At 57.6% G+C, this 21,018-nt stretch carries 15 protein-coding genes; 5 read left to right on the plus strand and 10 right to left on the minus strand.

The window, feature by feature from the left end:
• The 7 genes from ACFQY0_RS11320 to ACFQY0_RS11350 form a co-directional block, all read right to left on the minus strand.
• A complete protein-coding gene (locus tag ACFQY0_RS11320) occupies nt 1–879 on the minus strand; it encodes a DUF58 domain-containing protein (RefSeq protein WP_379712382.1) in 879 nt (292 codons plus the stop codon).
• A gap of 5 nt (nt 880–884) precedes the next feature.
• Nucleotides 885–1,886 carry an AAA family ATPase gene (locus tag ACFQY0_RS11325; protein ID WP_379712384.1) on the minus strand — a complete coding sequence of 334 codons (1,002 nt, stop codon included), beginning with the start codon at nt 1,884–1,886 and terminating at the stop codon, nt 885–887.
• An 11-nt stretch (nt 1,887–1,897) separates the two neighbouring features.
• A complete protein-coding gene (locus ACFQY0_RS11330) occupies nt 1,898–2,710 on the minus strand; it encodes a hypothetical protein (RefSeq protein WP_379712386.1) in 813 nt (270 codons plus the stop codon).
• 106 nt (nt 2,711–2,816) lie between these two features.
• Nucleotides 2,817–5,051 (minus strand): GH92 family glycosyl hydrolase, encoded by a 2,235-nt coding sequence (locus ACFQY0_RS11335; RefSeq protein ID WP_379712388.1) that lies wholly within the window; start codon nt 5,049–5,051, stop codon nt 2,817–2,819.
• Nucleotide 5,052: 1 nt separating this feature from the next.
• Nucleotides 5,053–6,192: an ROK family protein gene (locus ACFQY0_RS11340; protein WP_379712390.1), complete on the minus strand. Its 1,140-nt coding sequence runs from the start codon at nt 6,190–6,192 to the stop codon at nt 5,053–5,055.
• Nucleotides 6,170–7,570: a sugar MFS transporter gene (locus tag ACFQY0_RS11345; RefSeq protein ID WP_379712392.1), complete on the minus strand. Its 1,401-nt coding sequence runs from the start codon at nt 7,568–7,570 to the stop codon at nt 6,170–6,172. The genes ACFQY0_RS11340 and ACFQY0_RS11345 overlap by 23 nt, the downstream gene beginning before the upstream one ends.
• Before the next feature lie 266 nt (nt 7,571–7,836).
• On the minus strand, nt 7,837–8,094 hold the full coding sequence (locus ACFQY0_RS11350; RefSeq protein ID WP_379712394.1) for a hypothetical protein: 258 nt from the start codon (nt 8,092–8,094) through the stop codon (nt 7,837–7,839).
• 108 nt (nt 8,095–8,202) lie between these two features.
• On the opposite strand from ACFQY0_RS11350, the gene ACFQY0_RS11355 reads away from it, so the two are divergent.
• Both ACFQY0_RS11355 and ACFQY0_RS11360 read left to right on the plus strand, forming a co-directional pair.
• Nucleotides 8,203–9,708: a hypothetical protein gene (locus ACFQY0_RS11355; RefSeq protein ID WP_379712396.1), complete on the plus strand. Its 1,506-nt coding sequence runs from the start codon at nt 8,203–8,205 to the stop codon at nt 9,706–9,708.
• A gap of 256 nt (nt 9,709–9,964) precedes the next feature.
• Nucleotides 9,965–10,711 (plus strand): PEP-CTERM sorting domain-containing protein, encoded by a 747-nt coding sequence (locus tag ACFQY0_RS11360; protein ID WP_379712398.1) that lies wholly within the window; start codon nt 9,965–9,967, stop codon nt 10,709–10,711.
• A 70-nt stretch (nt 10,712–10,781) separates the two neighbouring features.
• Here the strand turns inward: ACFQY0_RS11360 and ACFQY0_RS11365 are convergent, their stop codons facing one another.
• The 3 genes from ACFQY0_RS11365 to ACFQY0_RS11375 form a co-directional block, all read right to left on the minus strand.
• Nucleotides 10,782–11,459, minus strand: coding sequence for a response regulator (locus ACFQY0_RS11365; protein WP_379712400.1), 678 nt, complete (start codon nt 11,457–11,459; stop codon nt 10,782–10,784).
• Between the two features lie 4 nt (nt 11,460–11,463).
• Nucleotides 11,464–13,356, minus strand: a complete 1,893-nt coding sequence (locus tag ACFQY0_RS11370) for a sensor histidine kinase (protein ID WP_379712402.1) — start codon at nt 13,354–13,356, stop codon at nt 11,464–11,466.
• 331 nt (nt 13,357–13,687) lie between these two features.
• Complete coding sequence (locus tag ACFQY0_RS11375) at nt 13,688–14,368, minus strand: PEP-CTERM sorting domain-containing protein (protein ID WP_379712404.1); 681 nt, start codon at nt 14,366–14,368, stop codon at nt 13,688–13,690.
• A 408-nt stretch (nt 14,369–14,776) separates the two neighbouring features.
• On the opposite strand from ACFQY0_RS11375, the gene ACFQY0_RS11380 reads away from it, so the two are divergent.
• From ACFQY0_RS11380 to ACFQY0_RS11390, 3 genes are all read left to right on the plus strand, one after another.
• On the plus strand, nt 14,777–17,227 hold the full coding sequence (locus ACFQY0_RS11380) for a sulfatase (RefSeq protein ID WP_379712406.1): 2,451 nt from the start codon (nt 14,777–14,779) through the stop codon (nt 17,225–17,227).
• Between the two features lie 155 nt (nt 17,228–17,382).
• Nucleotides 17,383–20,286 carry an autotransporter-associated beta strand repeat-containing protein gene (locus ACFQY0_RS11385; protein ID WP_379712408.1) on the plus strand — a complete coding sequence of 968 codons (2,904 nt, stop codon included), beginning with the start codon at nt 17,383–17,385 and terminating at the stop codon, nt 20,284–20,286.
• Nucleotides 20,287–20,327: 41 nt separating this feature from the next.
• Nucleotides 20,328–21,017, plus strand: coding sequence for a type II secretion system protein (locus tag ACFQY0_RS11390; RefSeq protein WP_379712410.1), 690 nt, complete (start codon nt 20,328–20,330; stop codon nt 21,015–21,017).
• Nucleotide 21,018 lies beyond the last annotated feature (1 nt).

Consider the following 21,018-nt stretch of genomic DNA (forward strand, 5'->3'; position numbering starts at 1 on the left):
CTAGTTCGAGCGGTGGTGGAGGAAACCGGCCACCACTTCGGAGAGCGGATCGGCCGTCGAGCAGGTCACCCAGTCGACCCCGGATGTCTGGCACAGGTGCTCCATGCCGGCTCTCCACCTGGCGACACTCATCGCATACTCCTGGCGGATCGCGCCGGCGCTGGTCCTCAGGATGCGGCCCGTTTCGGCGTCCTCGAACTCGAGGTCGGCGGCATCCGGCAGTTCGTGCTCAAGCGGATCGAGGATTTGGAAAACGATGACCTCATGTCCCTGCTCGCGAAGACAGCGCAGGGCACGCAGGGTGTCATCCTCGGGGCTGAAAAGATCGGAAAACAACACGATCAGTCCGCGATGGCGGCAGTAGTCGAGCGACTTCTCCAACGCCCTGGCCAGATCACCCGCGCCACTGGGCTCGCATTGCTGCAAGGTCGCGAGCATCGACTGGAAATGCCGCGTGCCGGAGCGCGATGGCAGTGCGAAGTCGACCTCCTCCCTGAGGATCAACAGGCTCGTGGAATCCCTGTTGTCGTGGGCGAGCCGCGCCAGGGCCGCCGTCGCGCGGGCGGCGTAGTGGAACTTGTTAGATGGGCCGTTGGCCACGCTCATGGATCCGGAGGCGTCGAGCAGGAGGTAGAGCGGGAGATTGGTTTCGGTGCGGTATTCCTTCACGCAGAGCCGACGGTGCCGCGCGTGCATCGCCCAGTTGACATGCCGCGGGTCGTCGCCGGGGCGGTAGTCGCGGTGGCTTTCGAACTCGACCCCGGAACCCCGATAGGGACTGCGCCGGTATCCCTGCCAGATGCCATTGACGATGCCATCGGCCGCCAGTTCGAGATCCTCGATGGCGAGATAGACTTCCGGATCGGCGAGGTCGGTCATGGCGCTCAGGCTTTGATCGTCTCTAACAAGCGGGCGATCAGGTCATCGACCTCGACCTTGTCGGCCCGGCTTCGGAAATTCATGACCAGCCGATGGCGCAGCACCGGCGCGGCGATGCGCTTGATGTCGGCGAAGTCGACATGGACGCGGCCACTCAGCAGGGCGATCCCCTTGGCGGCGAGAATCAGGGTTTGTGAAGCGCGCGGGCTGGCGCCGACCTCGATGTATTTTTCGGCATCCGGGAAGGCGGAGGGTTCGCCCTCCTTTTTCGGCCGGGTGGCCTGGACCAGACGGACCGCGTATTTCATCACGTCGTCCGCCACGGGCACGCCGCGGACGGCCTTCTGCATGGCAATGATGTCCTGCGGGCCGAGGACGACCTGGGGCTTTTCTTCGGCGAGCGCCGTGGTGCCCCGGACGATCGAGATCTCCTCCGCTTCGCTCGGGTAGCCGACCTTGATGCAGAAAAGGAAGCGGTCGAGCTGGGCTTCCGGCAGCGGATAGGTGCCTTCCATCTCGATCGGGTTCTGCGTGGCGAGGACGAGGAATGGCGGAGGCAGAGGGTAGGTTTCGCGTCCGATCGTGACGATCCGCTCCTGCATCGCCTGAAGCAGGGCGGCCTGGGTTTTCGGCGGGGTGCGGTTGATCTCATCGGCGAGCAGGAAGTTCGTGAAGATCGGACCTTCCATGAACCGGCGGTTGTGCAATCTCGTCGCGGGATCCTCCTCGAGCACTTCCGAACCGGTGATATCGGTCGGCATCAGGTCCGGGGTGAACTGCACCCGGCGGTAGTCGAGATTGAGCACGTGGGCGAGGTTCGAGGTCATCAGCGTCTTGCCGACGCCCGGCACGCCCAGAAGCAGCGCATGGCCGCCGCAGAGCAGTGCGAGCAGCATGAGGTCGATCGGCTCGTCCTGGCCGATCACGACCTTGTGGAGTTCCTGGCGGATCCGGTCTCGGACCTGAGCGAAATTCTGGGTCGGGGCGTCCAATGCGGGTGGGTTCATGATCTGATCGGTTAGTCGAAATCGGGTTTGCTGTCGGAACTCGTCAGGAAAAAGCGATCCGCCCCGAGAGTGTCCGCCCGGGAGGGTCGCGAGGTGCCGCTGCCATCGCCGTCGCCATCGAGCTGGGCCTGTTCCTTGACGACGAAATTGCCGCTCTCGTAGATCTGCAGGACCTTCGCCCGGGTCGCCAGGAAGAGCTCGGAGACGCTGACCTTGCCGTCCGAATTGGAGTCGGTGGCGCTGTCCTGAAGGGCTGCGACAAAGGCATTCGGAAACTCCGTTTCGTTCTCGGGATCCTTCGGTCCGGTGGCGGAAACGACGACTCGTCGCGGACCGGCGGCGGCGCGGAGGAGCGAGTGGCTGGCGGTCATCGTGCTCCAGACGACCACGGGTGCCTCATCGGGAAAGCGGGAAATCTCGCGACCGAGATCGCGCATCGAGATGTCCGGACCGGGAAGGTTGAACATGCTGCCGCCGCGCACCAGGTTGGCATGTCCGATGAAAATGATCCAGCATGGCGAGTCGTCGCCTTTTTCGATGGCTGTCCTCATGCGGGCCATCTCCGCCAGCAGGTTGTCGCGCGAGCAGACGCCGGCATACCCGGCCGCCTTGGGCCCGTAAAAGATGCTCAGCTTTTCCCGGGGGATTGCGAAGCGCTCTGTTAGAGTCTGCGAAAGCCGACCGAGGAGCGCCTCATAATGCTGGTGATGTTCATCGTCACCCGGGTTGCCGGCAAAGATGCGGACGGATGGAGGTCCCTCTGCCGATGAAATCCGGCAGAGTAGTAGACAGAGAAGGATACAACTGCAGCGCAAGCCAGGCATTAAGATGCCTAACTTCTCAGAGTTGGAGAAAGAGGGAAGAAAATACGGCGTCCTCATCGGACGCCGAATTAGGAAAGAGGAAAGCTCGTCGCGAGAAGGGCGACTCCTATTTCACACCCCAGGATTTGTTCGGCTCGGGGCCGAGGGTGAGTTCGAGGGTGCCGCCTTTGACGAATTCAGCGTGGGGAAGCAGGAAGGAGTCCCATGGCTTGCCATTGAGGGTGGCCGACTGGATGTAGCGGTTCTCGGGGCTCTGGTTCTTGGTAGTGATGGTGAATTCACCGCCCTTGTGGTAGTCCGGATTGAGCTTGATGGTCACCTTGTCGAAGACCGGAGCGAGGATGTCGAACTGTGGATTCTGCGCGGCGCCGCCGGTCATGTCGAAGAGGCCCATCGCCATGAGGGCGCTGAGCGCTCCCATCTGGCCCTGGTCTTCATCGCCATTGTAGCCGCCATCCGGCGTGATGTCGGAGAAAGTCTGGTTGAGCACTTCGCGCACCCAGTATTGCGAGAGCCACGGCTTGCCGATGTGGGAAAAGACGTGGGCCAGTCCGGTGGAGGGCTGATTCTGGTAATCGACCCACGAGATGGCATGGTTGCCGTGCTGGGCGATGAAGCGGACGGGCGCGGCTTTCTCGAAGTTGTCATTGAGGCGCTCGGACATGGCGTCCTCACTGCCGAAGAGTTCGGCGAGACCTTTCAGGTCATGCGGGATGTAGAAGGTGTAGATGGCGGAGGCGGACTCGACGAAGCCGGGTGAGGTGAAGCCACCTTCCTCGTTGATCGGTTTGAAGTTCTCATACCAACTGCCGTCCATGTTGCGCGGGCGCATCCACTTGATTTCGGGATCCCAGACGTTCTTGTAGTTGTCGGCACGCTTTTCCAACAGATCGGCCTCCTCCTTGTAGTCGAGGGATTTCGCGAACTGGGCGAGGCACCAGTCCTGATAGGAATATTCGAGGGTCTGGGCCGCACCCTGGCGGTGGCCGCCCTGCGATTTCGGGATCTCGAGCGGGACGTAGCCACGGTTGACGTAGTAGCTCATGCCACCTCCGTTGGAATACTTCTGGGTTTCGTAGCCGGCGTGGTCGCGGATGCCGCCGGGGAAGGCGTTGCGCATCAGGCCGTCAAAGGCGAGCTTCTCATCCCAGTTGCGGATGCCCTTGTGGTAGGCGGCGGAGAAGAAGGAGGTGGCGGGATCGCCGATCATGACGAAGGTGTAGTTGCCGCCGGACGGGCCGCGCGGAATCATGCCGCCGTTCTGATACATGTTGATCATGGTGTCGGCGAAGTCATCCATGAGCTCCGGCCAGGCCATCGGCCAGAGCACGTTGAGCGACCACTGGGCACCCCACAGGGCGTCGAAGTTGTAGTGATGGCGCTTGCCTTTGCGGACGACGGTTTGCGGGCCGGTGTTGTCGGGGTAGGACTTGTCGACATCGCTGATCAGGCGGCGACCGAGGTGGGCGTGCCAGAGGTCGGTGTAGAACTTGGTTTTTTGCGCGTCACTGCCGCCTTCAACGGCGACACGGCCAAGCCAGTCATTCCAGTGGTCGTAGGAATCCTGCACGACCTTGTCGAAGTCCCAGTGGGGGAGTTCGGCCGCGAGGTTCTTGCGGGCGCCTTCGAGGCTGGTGTAGGAGAGGCCGACCTTCATCTGAAGCGGCTTGCTGAGTTTGCCGAAGTTGGCGACGACCTTGCCGTCCTTCCAATCGCCGATGGCTTCGCACGGCTGGTCGAACTCGGCGACGTAGTAGACGGTGAATTTCTTTTTCCGACGGCTGGAGGGCCCCATGGTGGAGGATCCTTCGATGGCCATCTTGTCGTCGCGAAGCTTGGCCACAGGATCGATCATCTTGTGATCCATGAGCTTGCGTCCGAGGTCGATGATGAGATGGGCGTCCTCGTCCTTCTGGTAGGTGTAGCGATGGAAACCGACGCGGGTGGTGGAGGTCAGTTCGGCGGTGACGCCGTGATCATCGAGGTGGATCTTGTGATAGCCGGCTTTGACGATTTCACCATCGTGGGAAAACTTCGAAGCGTAGTCCTTGTGGTCCGAACTCGCGGCGAGTGGCATGACCGGGATACCGGCGATCTGCCAGCCGTGGATGTGGCTGAAGCACTGGATTTTCTCGTCGTAGTAGCGGTAGCCGGACTTCCAGGTGTGATCGGTTTTCGTGTCAGGGCTCAGGTTGACCAGACCGAAGGGGCGGCAGGCGGAGCTGAAGTAGAAGAAGCGCGGCTCCTTGGTGTCGATCTGCGGATTGATCCAGTCGACAGGCGTTTTCTCAGCGGCCGAGGCGCTGAGCGTGAGGATTGAGAAAAGGATGGAACGGAACATGTTAGAGAGAGTCGAGTTGCTTGAGGGCGTAGGCGTAGGCACCGATGGCGACGGCTTCGCTGGTGCCGAGTCGCGACATGCCGACGCCAGTGCGCGGCATGGGATCGTATTGAACCGTATGCATCGTGCCGGGGACGACGACCTCGCGGGTGTCACCGCGGAGAAATACGTCGAGATGAGCCTGGTCTTCCAAATTGAATGCTTGTTGTGTCAGTCGGCGAACCGGTTCTCCGGAGGGCTTGTGGAAGTTGCTGTTGAGCTCCTTGATGATCGAGGGCAGGAACAGCGGCCATGCCCCTGATACGCCGCCACCGATGACGGCCAACCCGTCGACTAAAGTGAGCGCGTGCGCCATGGCGTCTCCAACCACTTCTCCGAGCCGCTGGTAGGCGGCGATTGCGGCTTGCTGATTGCCTCTCAGGTCGCCCGTTCCGATTTCATAGATCTCTCTGGGATTCGGCGAATCGTCGAAGGCGATGCCAGCCTGCTCGGCGTAGGCTGATCTCACGGCCCGGATGCAGGCTCCTTCTTCGGCCGGCATGCCGGGGTCGAGCTTGTTGCGCAGGATCCACACTTCGGCGGCGCAGATGTTGTCACCGGGGAGGAGGCGGCCGTCGCTGGTGATGCCGCCACCGAAGCCGGTGCCGAGGGTCACGCCAAAGAGGTTCCTGTAGCGCTTTGGGCTCCCTGCTTCCTCGAGAAGGCGGTTGGTATAGGGCAAGAGTCCCGCGATGGCTTCGCCGTAAACGAAGAGGTCGCCGTCGTTGTTGATATACGTGGGGATGCCGAAGATCTCCTCAAGCATGCGCCCCAGAGCGACGCCTCCCCGGAAGCAGGGGAGGTTGTGAAGGTCGCCGATGATGCCGTGGGCGTAATCGGACGGCCCGGGAAAGGCGAAGCTGATGGCGCTGGGGGCGGCCGTTAGAGAGTCCCGAACTTTCTTGAAGCCCTGGATCAGGGTGCCGAGGCACAGCTCCAGATCGTGGGCCTTCGAGGGTACTGAGAAGGCTTCGATGGCGGGCTTGTTGCCCTGCACGGCGGAGAACTTGAAGTTCGTGCCGCCGGCATCGAGCGTCATGACGATGCGCTCGTCCTGATCAAGGCGCTTGCTCATGCTGTTAGGCGGCTGGAGGTGCTTCATCGGCTTCGCGGCCGATCTTTGATCCCACAAAGCCGAAGAAGGCGAGGTAGAGGTAGCTCACGAGGACAATAGCCAATGAAAGGCGGACGTTGGTGAGATCCATCAGGAGGCCTTGAATGGCTGGAAGGATGGCACCGCCGACGATCATCATGACGAGCAGCGAGCTTCCCTGGCTGGTGTCCTTGCCGAGGCCGCGGATCGAGAGGGTGAAGATGTTCGACCACATGATCGAGTTGAAGAGACCGATGCCGACGATGGACCAGAGGGCGAACTCGCCGGATGTGGTCATGGCGAGGATGGAAAGCACCGCGGCGACGAGTGCGAAGAGTCCGACCATGCGTCCGGGGAGTGCGTTGCCGAGACGGAAGAATACGAAGCTCAGGGCGACCGTGACGAGGTAGGGCCAGATGTCGGTGAAGGTCATCTCCGTTTTGAAGGAGGCGGACATGAAGATGATCGCGATCGAGATCACTGCGGCGGCGACCATGGCGGGGAGCTTCTTGGCTTGAGCAAGACCGCTGAGGGAGATCGCTCCCATGAGGCGGCCGATCATGAGGCCACCCCAGTAGAAGGAGAGGTACTTGACTCCCTCTTCCTCTGTTAGTCCGGCGATGTCCTTATCGCCGAGGTAGTTGACCAGGATGCTCCCGACGGTCACTTCGGCACCAACGTAAAAGAAAATGGCGAACCAGCCCCATTTGAAATGCTTGTGACGGAAGACCTTGATACCTCGCTCGACCTTTCCTTCCTGACGGAAGGTGGGCAATTTGGTGAATTTAATCGCGGCAGCAATGACGAAGAGGATGACAGCGAGGCCGAGGTAGGGGGCCTTGACGGAGTCGAGTCCGGCTTCAACCTCCTCCTTGAAAAGGAAATAGCCACCGATCAGTGGCGTGAGGACATAGCCGAGGGAGTTCAAGCCCTGCGAGAGATTCAAGCGCGAGGATGCCGACGATTCAGGGCCCAGGATGGAGATGTAGGGATTCGCTGCGATTTGGATGATGGTGACGCCACTTCCGAGCAGGCAGAGCGCCGTGAGGAACAGCGGGTAGGATTCGGCATTCGCGGCGGGATAGAAGACGAGGCAGGCGCCACCGGTGAGAATGAGACCAAGAATAAGGCCGTTCTTGTATCCGATCTTGTTGATCGGATCGCCCTTGGCGGCGGAAATGATGAAGTAGATGAATGAGACGAGGAAGTAGGCTCCGAAGAAGAAGAACTGAACGAGGTTGGCCTGGAACTGGCTCAGATCGAACTCCGCCTTGAACTTGGGAATGAGCAGGTCATTCATGCAGGAAATGAAGCCCCACATGAAGAAGAGGACCGTGACGGCGGAAAAGGCGAACTTGGTGCCCGAAGGTGCGGAGTTTTGAGACATGCTGGTTTAGTGAGTTTGGCGATTCTGAGAGCCCAACAGCTCGGATCAAGCTGAGGTCTGTAAACCCTGTTGACTAGTGGAGAGCTCCTTCAGGGCGGCGCGTCGAAGTCAGCAACGCTTTGGTGGGCGGGTCGAGTTTTCTAGATGTCATCAGTCAGCCGACTTTCACTAATTTTCGTGAGTGGACATTGCAGGGGGAAATCGGAAGTTTTTTAGCGATGCAGCAAGTCTCCTTTCGTCCTGGTCAATGGCTCCCGCGACTCCTCTCATCGGCATTCCTGGTGGAGTCGGCCATCGCTCAGAAAGAGGAACTCTTCGAAGATGCCATCAAAGAGGCCAATGCGGCTGATGATCTGGGGAACGGAGGGGATCCTGGCAGTAAGCCTGAGCGGCTTGAATGGCTGCGGGACAATGGCTTCGGCATATTCCTCCATCGGGGGGGCGATTGGCAGCGGGGATCCGTCATCAGTGATGCCGTGGTCGGTGGGCGAGTTTTCAAAAAGCATCGAGGTGGCGAATGGCAAGACCTGCGAATGGAGGGCCGTGGTGAAGCATCCCCGAGTCAGGATGACCGGGGATCACAGTAAGGTATTCGTCCGCTGACCGGGCGGAAAATCTCAATGAACATGATCATGAATTTTCGAATCACATGCTGCCTCGCCTGGGTCCTGTTGGGCGTCACGGCGGGTTTTGCGCGGGACTACCAGGTGGATACGCAGGAGAAATTCGATTACATCAGCACGATCAAGCTGAAGCCTGATGATAACATTCTTCTGAAACGCGGCATGCGGTTCTCCGGGATGCTTGCCCCGAAAGGAAACGGTGTCGAGGGTGCCCCGATCCGGATCGGGGCGTTCGGTGTCGGTAAGCCGCCCCGCATTGATGCCGGAGGTGAGCACCTGGCGGGGGTTTTTCTGAAAAATCCTTCGTTCTGGGAAGTCCATGGACTGGAGATAACCAATACCAATGGAAAAGATGAGGATCAGGGCGAGCTGTTCGGCATTTATGTGCTGGCGACGCAGAAAGAGGGGGTCTATCGCCATGTCTATATCAACAACTGCCATGTGCACGACGTGAATGGCATGGTGGCGGGAAAGATGCGTGGAGGCATTCATGTCCACATTAAGAAGCTCAAGAAATCGATTTTTGATGATCTCAGGATAACGAATAATCGGGTGGAGAATATTGGAGGTGTGGGGATTGGGAACAATTCATCGTGCGGTGATGTGGAGATACTTCCCGACCGTGAGGTGAGTGAAAATCTCTGGACCAGGGTCTACGTGGCCGGAAACACCGTGGACACCACCGGGCGAAATAATATCATCGCGCGGGTCAGCAAGGATGCCATCTACGAGCATAACGTCCTCGCCAATAGCAGCAGGCGGGACACCGGGCACAGCATTTTCTGCTTCAATACCGACGGAATCAAAATTCAGTACAACGAGGCATACGGAAATGTAGGGAACACCGAAAACAAGGATGGTCATGGGGAAAGTGACCGGGGTGGATTTGATGCCGACTACAATTGCGTGAACACCTACATTCAGTACAACTACAGTCACGATAACCTGTGGTTCTGCGGGATCATGAAGAAGCCCGGCAGGAACTACGTCATCCGCTACAATGTCAGCGAGAATGACCGGAATGGCATCTACTTCTACGGCTTCGACAGTCAAAAGAGTGTGGAGAATGTCCACATTTACAACAACACCCACTATGTTCGCGAGGGCTTGAATGTGAGTGTGTTTGCCGAAGGTCGGACGCCGCTGAACTCGACCTTTGAGAACAATATCTTCTATTTTGAGGGAAAGGGGAAATGGGGGAAAAAGGCCAAGGGGATCAACACGGTGTTTCGCAACAACCTTTACTACAATATTGAGCCCCACTCTTCCGAAACCCAGCCGCACTTCGCCAAGCCAGATTTCGTGGGGGCAGGGCGTTCCGGGCAGGGAATCGATCTAGACACGATGTCCCAGCTAAAAGGCTATCAGCTCCGAGCCGGATCTCCCGGTGTTGATGCGGGGATTGCGATCAAGGACAATGGAGGCATCGATATCCTGAAGAGCGTAGTCGACCCCGAAAAAGCGGATATCGGAGCTGTGGAGTTTGTCGGTCCGAAGGTGAGTTCGGAGAACTGAGGGGGCTGTTCAAGATCCTGAATCAATTTCGCATTTTGGGCTTCACTATTCTGGATTTCACTCAGGATACAACGGGCAATTAGTCGAGTAGAACCTTCAAATGAGATGAGAGTCTCTATCGGTCTCATCTGGTTGGTGAACCTCACTAATTCTCGTGAGGTGACAAGCGGTCGATCGCTACCTAGTTTTACGATTTACGCGCATTCTCGATAGGGATTGTGCCAATCTTCGTCACAAAATCCGATCTCATCATTCCATGAAGCAGCCTGCCAAAAAAAGTCCAATTCGTTTGTCCATTGTTACCATGGGTTTGATCGCTCTTTCGACTTCGGCACAAGCCGCGGTTACCGTAACGGAGACGGTTGCGGAGGAGAATTTTGGGAACGGTTCCCTGTTTGATACCATTGACGAAGTTGCGTATCCCGCTGTGACTTATTCCGATATTTCCTTTCCTCAGAAAGCCAGTGGCTCCATGGCTCAGACAATGACAACGGGTAACCAAGGGATCAATGTCTCGATGATTGAGCTGATGACCCGGTTTGAACTAGATCCTGAGAACCGTGATCTGAATTTACCGCTAACTTTGCATGTTTTCGAGGTCGCTGATGCTCTTGCCGTAGGGTTGGATGTTCCCACAACGACCCTCCTCACGGAATCGTTCACGATCAACGATATGAGGGATACGGATCACCTCCTGAGGATTGAGCTAAATCCTGGTACATCGTTGGCTCTGGCGGCCAATACTAGCTACGCTTTCTATCTAGATGTCTCTGACCCCGCACTTGAGGGACAGTTCGCATTTCTGCGAACCACATCCGGTGATGGTGATGGAGGTAGCATTTATGCTGGTGGAGCCTTCTATGAAAACGGTACCATCAAGAGTGATGGAGCCCGAGATGCAGGTCTTGCCTTGACCGGGACTTTCATCGTTCCCGAGCCAAGCGGCGTTGTTCTAATTGGCTTAGGCCTTCTGTGCTGCGGTCGCAGACGCCGGTCTTCCTGAGCAGTTTTCAGTATCTTGGAAAAGTGGGGCTTCGGTCCCGCTTTTAGTATTTCTGGATACTCAGTTTGACTCAAACCAAGCGATCTCGCAATGCCCGTGCCGCTGCTGCCGCCCGGCTGTGGACATCGAGCTTTTTGAAGAGATGTCGGGTGTGGGTGTCGGTCGTGTGAATGCTGACGCCCAATCGCTCGGCAATCTCTTTGGCGGTGAGGCCATCGACGATGAGAGACAGGATTTCCTTTTCGCGTGGTGACAGGGAGACGGGCTCCGCGGTTTTGGTGAGCTTCGCCAACAGCTGAACCACTCGCGAGGCGACCGCAGGAGACATCGGCGATCCTCCTTCCGCCGCTTCGTGGATGGCGGCGACGATTTCCTCGGGTCGGGCGGTTTTGAGCAGATAACCGCAGGCGCCTGCGCTGATTGCCGCACCGATCTTTTTCTCATCTTCAAAGACGGTTAGAATCAGGATCCGGCAGTCCGGTGCCAGTTCCCGGACATCGCCGATGACTTCCAGTCCACTCCTTCCCGGCAGTCCGACATCCGTGAGGAGCAAATCGGGGAGCTCATCCTTGTCGACGGCTTTCAGTTCCTTGAGCATCGCTTCCGCATTGCCGAAGGCGTGCGGGCATTCGAGGCCTCGGGATGGTACGCAGAGACGGAGCAGGGTCCTGCGCAACAGATCATGATCCTCAACAACCCAAACCTTGATGGATTTTTCTTGGACGGATGCTTGGGGTTCTTCGCTCACAGGTCTATCGGGTTTTCGGTTTTCGCCAGCGTCTTCCGCGTGGCACGTCGAGGCTGATGAAGGTGCCGCGACCGGGTAATGATTCCAAGCTCAGGCTTGCACGAAGTCCGGCAGCCCGCTTCTGAAGGTTGCTCAGTCCATGACCTTGGCTGACGGTTGATGGGTCAAAACCACAGCCGTCGTCGGAAATTTCGATTCGCAGCCCATTCGCTTTCGGCTTGAGGTGGAATGATACGAAATTCGCGTCGGCATGCTTCGCGATGTTGTGAAGCACTTCCTTGCAGAAAAGGTAGATCTCACGGCGGGTCTCCAGATCCGGTTCGATCAGCAGCGGCCGCTCCGGGAGTCGACAGTCGAGCTTCACATCCCGCAGCAATCGGGAGGCGAGTCCATTGGTGACAGCGAGCCAGTCGTTGGCTGCGCCCGCATGTCCACCGCCTAACAGCTCGACCATGTCGCGCATCGAGTCGGCGCTCTCTCGGGCGACTTCCTCGATTTCGATCAAATCGCGACGCATCTGTGCTTCATCGCCTTCACCCTCCTTTGCGAAGGATGAGATGAGCGCGATGCTTCCGAGGTTCGAGCCCAGCTCATCGTGGAGATCGCGGGCGAGTCGCTCCCGGTGGAGTTCCCGGTCGAGGCGTCTCTGGCGTTTGCTGCGCAGCACATAGAGACCGGCAAAGACGGCGAAGCTGCAGGTCGCGACGATGCTGCCGAAGACGAGCGTTTTCTCGCTTTCTTCGAGCAGCTTGGCACGGCCCGCTGTTAGAAGGGCTTTTTCGTTCTCGAGCCGGCGACGTTTCTCGAGTCCACGGAACCATTTGGGAAGTTCGATCAACTTGCCGCCGGCGGTGAGCCCGTCGGTGAGCCCGACTCGACCCCACCGATCATTTTCGAGGGATTCGTCGGCGATCGTGGTTTTCCCGATCGCGATATTCCGGTTCCCGACATAGGCCTGCATTTCACCGAGGGCCAGAACGTAGTCAGCCGAGCGCTCTCTGAGTCGGTAGCTCGTCATGCGAACGAAACGCAGTGGCTTTCCTGCGAGATCGAACTGCAGGAGGTTCTGGCCAGGTGGGGGAAGCGAGGATTCCCTTTGATCGTGAATGAGCCAGCTGTCGCTGAAATCTTCCTGCGTGGAAGCCTCGACGATGAATCTGGAAGGAAAGCCGTATTGGGCGGTCGCACTGAGTCGAGCCGGTCGAGCGGGGACAAAGCGGAGTTCGTCGACTTTGTAGGTCGTACCAAGGTCAAGGGTGACCTGCTTTTGGGTATCCCGCCTGGTGGCGACATCGCTGTGCCACCCTGACATGGTTTCCGTTGGAAGGGGCAAGACGGGGAGGCCTAAAGGGGTCTCCATATCGATCAGATTCGACCGGGACCAGGTGGGATACATTTCTCGAGAGCTCGAGGCTCGCACTTCTGCCTTGGTTGCGAGATTCCGATTCCCCGAAAGTGCGATCATTTCTGCGAGAGCGAGGACTTGTGGCGCGTTGCGCTTCCAGGTCTCCGTGGCCGTTAGACGGATTCGAGAAATCAACACCCCGCGGGGGCAGGCTGCGGAAACAGGGAAAATTCCGGGATTCGGGAAATTCTCGGCAGTCTCATCGATCAGGATATGGGTGTCGCCATCCGCATCAAAGGCCTGAAGGAGGAATCGCTGGGGAAATCCGTAGCCAGGAATCTGACCCTGAGCACCCTTCGCGAGAAGGGGAACCAGAACGACTTGATCGAGGGATGCGGGCTGGGGAAGGACGATCTCGACCCAGAGATCTTCGTTTTCCTCGATTCCCCGTGTCTGGAAGCCGCGTCGCGTACCGCTACTGGTGTCTGAAGGGACGGGGAGTTTGCTGAGTTCCGTCTCGAGCTCCTGAATTCGGGAGTCGATGTTTTTCATGCTCGGCATCGCCCACACCGTCAGGTCTTCGACCCATTTCGGCGCGGCAGCCTGACTTGGGGTCGTTCCAAAGAACCCGAGCGTTAGTGCCGTTGCTAGGCCGATTGTCCGGAATTGTCTCAAGCGTTTGAAGTATCAATGGTAGATCGCCTCAAAGCAACTCCCGACGGGAATCAGCGGTCGGCATTCTCTTGTTTGCACGGATGAGATACGGGCAAGCAGTGGGATCTGGTCTTCCTTGAAATGAAGCCCCATCTCGCAATCCCGGAAAAAAAAATGGCCCCCAGACCGAAGTCCGAGGGCGCTGGATCAAACAATGCCTTCGATACGCTTAGTTGCGTCGGCGCTTGAGTAGCAGCGTGGCACCGAGAAGGGAAAGAAGCGCTCCGGACGGCTCAGGGACCGATGAAATTGCAAGCGACAAGTCTCTTTCACCTCCGTTCTTTTCAACGCCGTCTTCATACATATTTCCATCAGCGTAGGCCTCGGACGTGGGCCGCAACCATTCCCAACCGGGATTAAAATCTGCATTGGAAGATTCGGTGATATGCAGCGCATAACCTGAGTTACCCACGCTGGCATCCAGGAGTACTCCGCTCGTCAGATCAATTTGAGCGATAAGTTCTGTATCTCCCATATTGGTAAAAGAAAAGGTCCCTGAGAACAGATCAGAACCGGTGCCGGGATCCGTTAGATCGGTTGCAAACACATCAGCGACTGCAAACAGTCGCACGTTCATACTCCATTCGCCCGTGCCACCGTTGGGATCATTCCTATACGCCAGATAAATTCTGCGCGCCGTAAATGAACTGTCGACCTTGAATGTTTGCGTGAGCGATACGTTGGCATCGTCTCCGAAGCCAGCGTCGCCCGCTGGCACGGTGATGACTTCGGAACTAGCGGGGTAGTCCGTCTTGGGGTAGGTGATGAGCGTCGCCGCATAGGCTGGCGCAATGCCAAATGCCGCCACGATCAAGGCAGCCGTTCCCAAATTACAGGTTTTTTTTCTCATCATTTTTTTGCTTTGCTTTCCTTGGTCGACGCCTGTGGGCGACGTTTTAAAACTCTTTGGATCAATGCCTTCGGGTGTGGATGCCGAAGGTATCTGTCACCGAGAATATCTGTCCGTCGAATCCTGTCACCTCACGAGAATTAGTGATGCCGATTGTGCGTCGCTTCGAGACAAAGCGCGCAATTCAGTTATTCGCAATGGACTCGCGGTAGACTCGCAATGGGCGCTGTCCTCAGGACGCCCTCACGTATTCTCGTGAGGTGACAGTGAGTCGAGCTGCACCCACGCTACGACACTACCCGTTTAGGTTGATCCTGCATTCGCTGCAGTTTCCGTCGCTAGAACCCCTGCCTGAGAGGCCCGGCGGCGCTCCGTCTTCGGCTAAGCGCTGAACGAGGAAAAAGTAAAATGAATGATCATTGGATGAGGTTGGACAAGGTCGTTGGAATCAACAGGAAGGACGGGACCATTTCCGGGATCGGCCGACGGATGAAGGCATTTGCCACAGGGTGCCTAACAGGACTGGTGCTCGCTTTCGCCTGGGGAGGGCTTCACGCTGCCGACAAGCCGAATGTGATCTTCATCGCGGTGGATGATCTGAACAACTGGACCGGCTTTGCCGGGCATCCGGACGCGATCACTCCCAATATGGACGCTTTGGCCAGCGGGGGAGTTCATTTTTCGCGCGCCTACTGTTCCTATCCGCTGTGTGGTCCCTCGCGGGCCAGCCTGATGAGCGGGGTCTACTTTGCGGAGCTCAATGCGAGCAAGACCCAACCCAGTGACAGCGAAGTTGAGGAGCGGATCGAGGCCATGGGATCGTCTTTGCTGCACACCTACATGGGGAACCATGGCTATAAGACCATGGCGGTGGGCAAGATTCTTCACAATCATGTGCCCTCAGGCAGCGTGGATCTGTCGGGAGGTCGGGACAGCTGGGATTTCAACGAGAATGCCTCCGGGACGAGAGTGCGAAGCAACTGGCCGCCCGATTTGAACCCGGATACGGCGGCAACGCTCACCGATTGGGGACTCTATGTGGGAGACAAGGGGGCGGGCACCGAGGCCGACATGAGCGACTCGAAGTCTGCCGAGTGGGCGGTGGCACGATTGCAGGAGAGCCATGATGAGCCGTTCATGCTCATGGTTGGATTCCTCCATCCTCACGTTCCCTGGTACGCTCCTCAGAAATACTTCGACATGTATGATCCGGCAGAATTGACCCTGCCTGCTTACCATCCTGAGGATTTCGACGACATTCCGTCCGCTGGGCTCGATAACATCAACGACGGGTATCCGAGAACCGAATGGGCGATCGAGAATGATCAATGGAGAAACATGGTCCATGCGTATCTGGCAAATGTGAGCTACGTCGATACCAAGATCGGTGAGGTGCTCGATGCCTTGGAGAGCAGTCCTTATGCTTCGAATACGATCGTGGTGCTATGGGGAGACCACGGATACCACATGGGTGAAAAGAATACCTTTCAGAAGCACACGCTGTGGGATCGCTCGGGAGTGACCCCGCTCATCATCAAGGCCCCGGGGATGGGCACCAATGCGGAGTGCGGACGAGTGGTAAGTCTGTTAGATATCTATCCGACCTTGCTCGACCTTTGCGAACTGCCTCCAAACGAGAAACTGCGGGGCCGAAGCCTCAGGCCACTGCTGGAGAGTCCTGCAAGCCCTTGGGATTTCCCGGCATTTACCTACAAGGGTGGCACAAAATCCGTGCAGTACGGGGATCTCAGGTACATCGGCTATGCCGATGGATCCCAGGAGCTCTACGACCATTCGGAAGATCCCGATGAGTGGACCAATCTGGTGGACCACGAAGAGTATGCGGACTCGTTGGCCAAGCTTCGGGTCATGTCGCCCTTTCCTGAGGATACAGGTTCCAGCAGAGTGTTCGAGTTCGTCGATGGGTCGCCTCTCGATGCGGTGGGAATCAATGGCAACATGACCGTTGGAGGAATCACGATCACGACGCGAGATGTGATTGGTCTGGATGGCAGCCGGGCATCCGATGGGACGAAGAATGTGACGAATATCGGAGCGCCTGGCGGTCTGGGGATCAATTCGGCCGTTGCGGATACCGCGAAAAACTTCGAGTCGGATGAAGGCTGGGAGTTCCAATTCGACACCAATGTCCATTTGGAAAGCATCGATTTGTTAGAAATGAACGCCGGAGGAACGCTGACCCTCTCGTCAGAGGGATTTCCGGATATCGTTCTCAGCGGTGCGCTGAATGGGCTGAATGACTTGGGGCGCGCCTTTGTGCCGGCCGGCACTCGGGTGAGCATCCGCTTCAGCCACACGGGTGCGCAGGGGACGGATGGACCACGAATCATGAGCCTGACGGTCGCCCGGGAGCTCACGGCATTCATGGACTGGATCTCGACGAACTACCCGTCACTGACGGGAGTGAATGCGCTGCCGGACGGAGACCCTGATAAGGACGGGGTGGAGAATCTCCTCGAGTTTGCGCTCAATGGCAATCCGACCAGTGGCAGCGACTCTGGAGCCGTCTTCAGCACGCTGACGGATGCGGATGGAGATCGCTTGAAGGAGTTGGTGTTGACCCTTGCGGTGCGCAATCTCGGTGGAAGTCCGAACTTTGGTGCGGGCGCCTCGGGCGAGCAGACCGCGACCGTGGACGGCTTGGTCTATTCGGTGGCCGGATCATTCAATCTGACAAACTTCAGCAGCAAAGTTTCGGAGACGGCACCTGTAACGGGATCGCTTCCTCCGCCTCCGAGTGGATGGGAGTACCGATCGTTCCGTCTGGATGCTTCTCAGGGTCTGCCTGCAGGAAGTCTCGGATTCATGTGGGCGAGGGTGGAGGAAGAATCGCCTTGAGGCCGCTCACGACTTTTCCGCAGCTCATCATTTCCATTCCAAGATTCAGCGTGATGGTCACCTCACGAATTCTCGTGAGGTGACAGAGATCTCGAAACCTCATAGTAAAGAGGACTATCGTTTAGATACCCAACCCAACCCATTTCAACCCATTCATGAAACCCAAGCTGAAACCTCTATTGCTTCCTCAATCCTCGTGCACCCTAGGCGCTGCAGTTGCCTTGTCTTTGGCCCTTAATCCAAGTCATTTGCAGGCGGAGGCGACCTTCAACAATTTCAACGGTGTTACCGCGGATAACACGCTGGATGGCGGCGGGATCGGCGGATTCATGAAGGTCAATGACGCTTCCGTGGCGATCGATGTGACTCTTGAAACCGTCGAGATTCAGGGTCAGAACGGACTGCTGACCTCCTCAGGCGAGGCTGGTTCGGACAATAAGACGTTCAGCAACAGTAGTGACGATCTGGGAGTGCAGTCTGAGCTAAATGTCGGAAATTACGGGAACGATGGTCGTGACTTCAATCCGGGTGAATCCTGGACCTTCAAGTTTGATGTCGATGTCACATTGGACGCAATTCGCTTCGCCGGCTGGGGAGAAGGTTCTGAAATGACGCTCAGTTCCTCAGTGTTTGCCAATGATCAGGTGATGACTGTGATGCCATATGATTTGGGGAAAACATTGCTTCCCGCTGGAACGGAAGTGAAAATTGCGATGACCGCGGTAGACAATGGAACCAATGATGTGGAAGTGCGCCTGGACTACCTCACGGTTTCGGCCGTTCCGGCACCCCCAACGGGTGCGAACCTGAAGTGGACGGGTACCGGCGGCAATGCATGGAATACCAGCCTGACAAACTGGGCAGATACGGATAATGGCGATGCACCGATCGCGTTCAAGACCGGCGACAATGTGACGATCGACCAGGCAGCAGCGATTGCCGTAGACGGGGCGGGCATCACCTCCGGGTTCGTGACGGTCAGCGCCGCGGATAGCGTTAGTTTCTCGGGGGGAGACCTGACAACGGAGACCTTCACCAAATCGGGTGCAGGCACCCTCGCGATCAACAATCAGGTGGAGGTCGCCGCCTCCCTCGTGGCGATTTCCGAAGGAATCATTCAGATTGAAGATGGAGGCGGCTTCACCACGTCCGGTCTGAGTCTTAGCGGAGGCGCTGGCTCCGAACTCGTTATCAACGATACGACTTCGGGAGCCTTCACCAACACGGGAGCCACAAGCCTCGAGGACACGGGAGGAACCTTCCGGGTCAACACCGATGCCTTTCTAACACTGGGGGAGGTGACTTCAAGTGGAGCAGGAGCAAGGTTCGCCAAAGCAGGTGAAGGAGAGATGGCGGTTACCGGCGTGGTGGCAACCGATCCCGCACCGGTCGATCTTCAGGTTGAGGAGGGCACCTTGCATTTCGAAGGGAGTGTTGAAGTTCAGTTGTCCAATCCAAGCGGCACGAATGTGCTCAACGGTCTCATGACCTTGACGGGTTCGCAGTTCAACCTTCATGGAGTGAACTTCCAGGGCACTGGAAGCATTGAGTCCCTGGAGTCGACGTCGCGACTTCGCGGTGATTTCAACTCAGGACATAACACGGTCAATGTGCCGGTGGTTCTCTCTGCAGACCTTACTGCAGAAGCCAGACCCGATAACACCAATGGGAGCTCAGTGACCTTTGAGCAGGTTATCAGCGGACCGGGCAACCTCATCAAGGAGGGTCCGGGAAATGTGTTTCTCGAGGCAGACAATACCTACCTGGGCACCACCACGGTTTCCGAAGGCATCCTTCGCGTGGGTGGCGGGACTGAATCGACGAGCGGCACCCTTGGCGGAGGCGACGTGACGGTCGCGCTTGGTGCGACCCTCCAGTTCAGCCGCAGCGATGCGCTTGTCGTGCCAAACCTCATTCTGGGAGAAGGCGCGGTTGCTCTGAATGGGGCTGCGACTTCCTCGGTCGCGCTCGATGGAGCCAATGAATACACGGGCCCGACAACGATCACCGGGGGAACCCTCCAGGCTTCGGTCATTGGGGATGTTGGCTCGGCAAGCAGTATGGGATTCGGCACGATTGAGGCAGATTCCCTTCAGTTCCGTGGTGGTGGGCTTTCCTACATTGGGGCCGACGACGCCCAGACGGATCGCAATTTCTTCCTTGGTGGAGGAGGCGGTGTCCTCTCCGCTGACGGCGAAGGATCCCTGGCTTTCTATGCGAGCGCGGTGATTGGACAGGGCACGGGCGTGACTGCCCGCACCCTCACGCTGGGTGGATCGGTATCCAAGATCAACGAGATGGGCCTGGATCTCACCGACGGACCCGTGAATGAAGACGGAGCCTATTCCGTGGTCAGCCTGACTAAGACTGGCACGACGACTTGGGAACTCACCGGAGACAATAGCTATACCGGGGCGACGACGGTGGAAGAAGGAACCCTCAGTCTCTTGATCGATTACCTCGCGGATACCTCTTCGGTCTCAATTGGCACCGCCTCCACGACGGGTGTGCTTGATCTTCCCCACGGCTCGGGAGATGTCGTTGATACTCTCTTCATTGACGGCGTGCAGGTTGCTGCCGGCACCTATGGAAGCTCCAGTGTCACCGGGACCACTTTGGACAACGTCGATGATGCCCACTTCAGTGGTGACGGTTGGCTCGTCGTGACTTCCGGTCCCAGCGGAGAAGATTACGGCACCTGGGCGGCTTCGTTCGGACTCGTCGGTGGACCGACGGATGATGATGACAACGACGGCGTTTCCAACGAAGACGAATATGCCTTCGGTCTGAATCCTACCAGCGGAAGCTCGGTCAGTCCCTACGTGACGCAACTCGATCAGGGCACTGGCATTTTCAGCTACACCCGCCGTACGCAATCACTCACGGGGCTCACCTACAGCTATAGCTACTCCACCGATCTTTCGGAGTGGACATCGTTCACGCCAGCGGCGCCGACGCCGACGACGGATGGTGGCGACCCTGTCGAAGTCATGACCATTGCCGTTCCTGCGGAGTTGCTGGGTAATGACAAGCTTTTCATTCAGGTCTCTGCTGATTGATCGGGCGTCCCGTCCGATGGGTTTTCCATCAATCATCCCAATTGATTCACACCATGAAAAAGAACTTACCTGGAAGAAATCGAGGGGGCTTTACTCTGGTGGAGCTCATGGTGACGATTGTCATTGTGTCGGTTCTTGCCGCGCTGGCATTCGCTTTGAGTCGGAAGGCGATCCGCAATGCCAACAGTGTCAAAGATATGGCGACCATGCGTCAGATCTTCCAGACCTTTCCGCTGTATGCGGCCGACAACAACGGCTTCATGCCTGGTCCGGCGAATACCGGGGTTAAGGCAACTTATGGACCTCAATCGACTGGGCGGCTGAGCTATTATATCGCTCCCTATCTGGGTTATGAGAACCTGGAAAGGGACGATTTTCTGGAGGCGATGTCTTACTCTTGGCAAAAGAGTGCGGCGAGTCGTGATGCGCCTTGTGCCTATCTCAGGGAAACCGTTCCGGTGGGAAACGAGGAGGAAGAAACCTACAAGCCCTTTGGGCATCCCTTGCGGGCCGGGAGTGATCGCGAACCTAAGAAGATGAGTGCGGTTTTTTCCAAAGTGAATATCGCCCGGACCTGGATCCTCAGCGATCTGGATCAACAGCATCCTGATGTCGGGAATCCTGAATGGAAGAGCGAGATCCCCGTTGATATGTCCCATGGTAACTATCGCCTCGCGATCTTCCTCGATGGTCATGCAGGGAAGCTGAACAAGGACAACGAACCCTACTAGT

It is taken from the genome of Haloferula chungangensis, from assembly GCF_042664875.1.
In the GTDB taxonomy this organism is placed as follows: Bacteria; Verrucomicrobiota; Verrucomicrobiia; order Verrucomicrobiales; family Akkermansiaceae; genus Haloferula; species Haloferula chungangensis.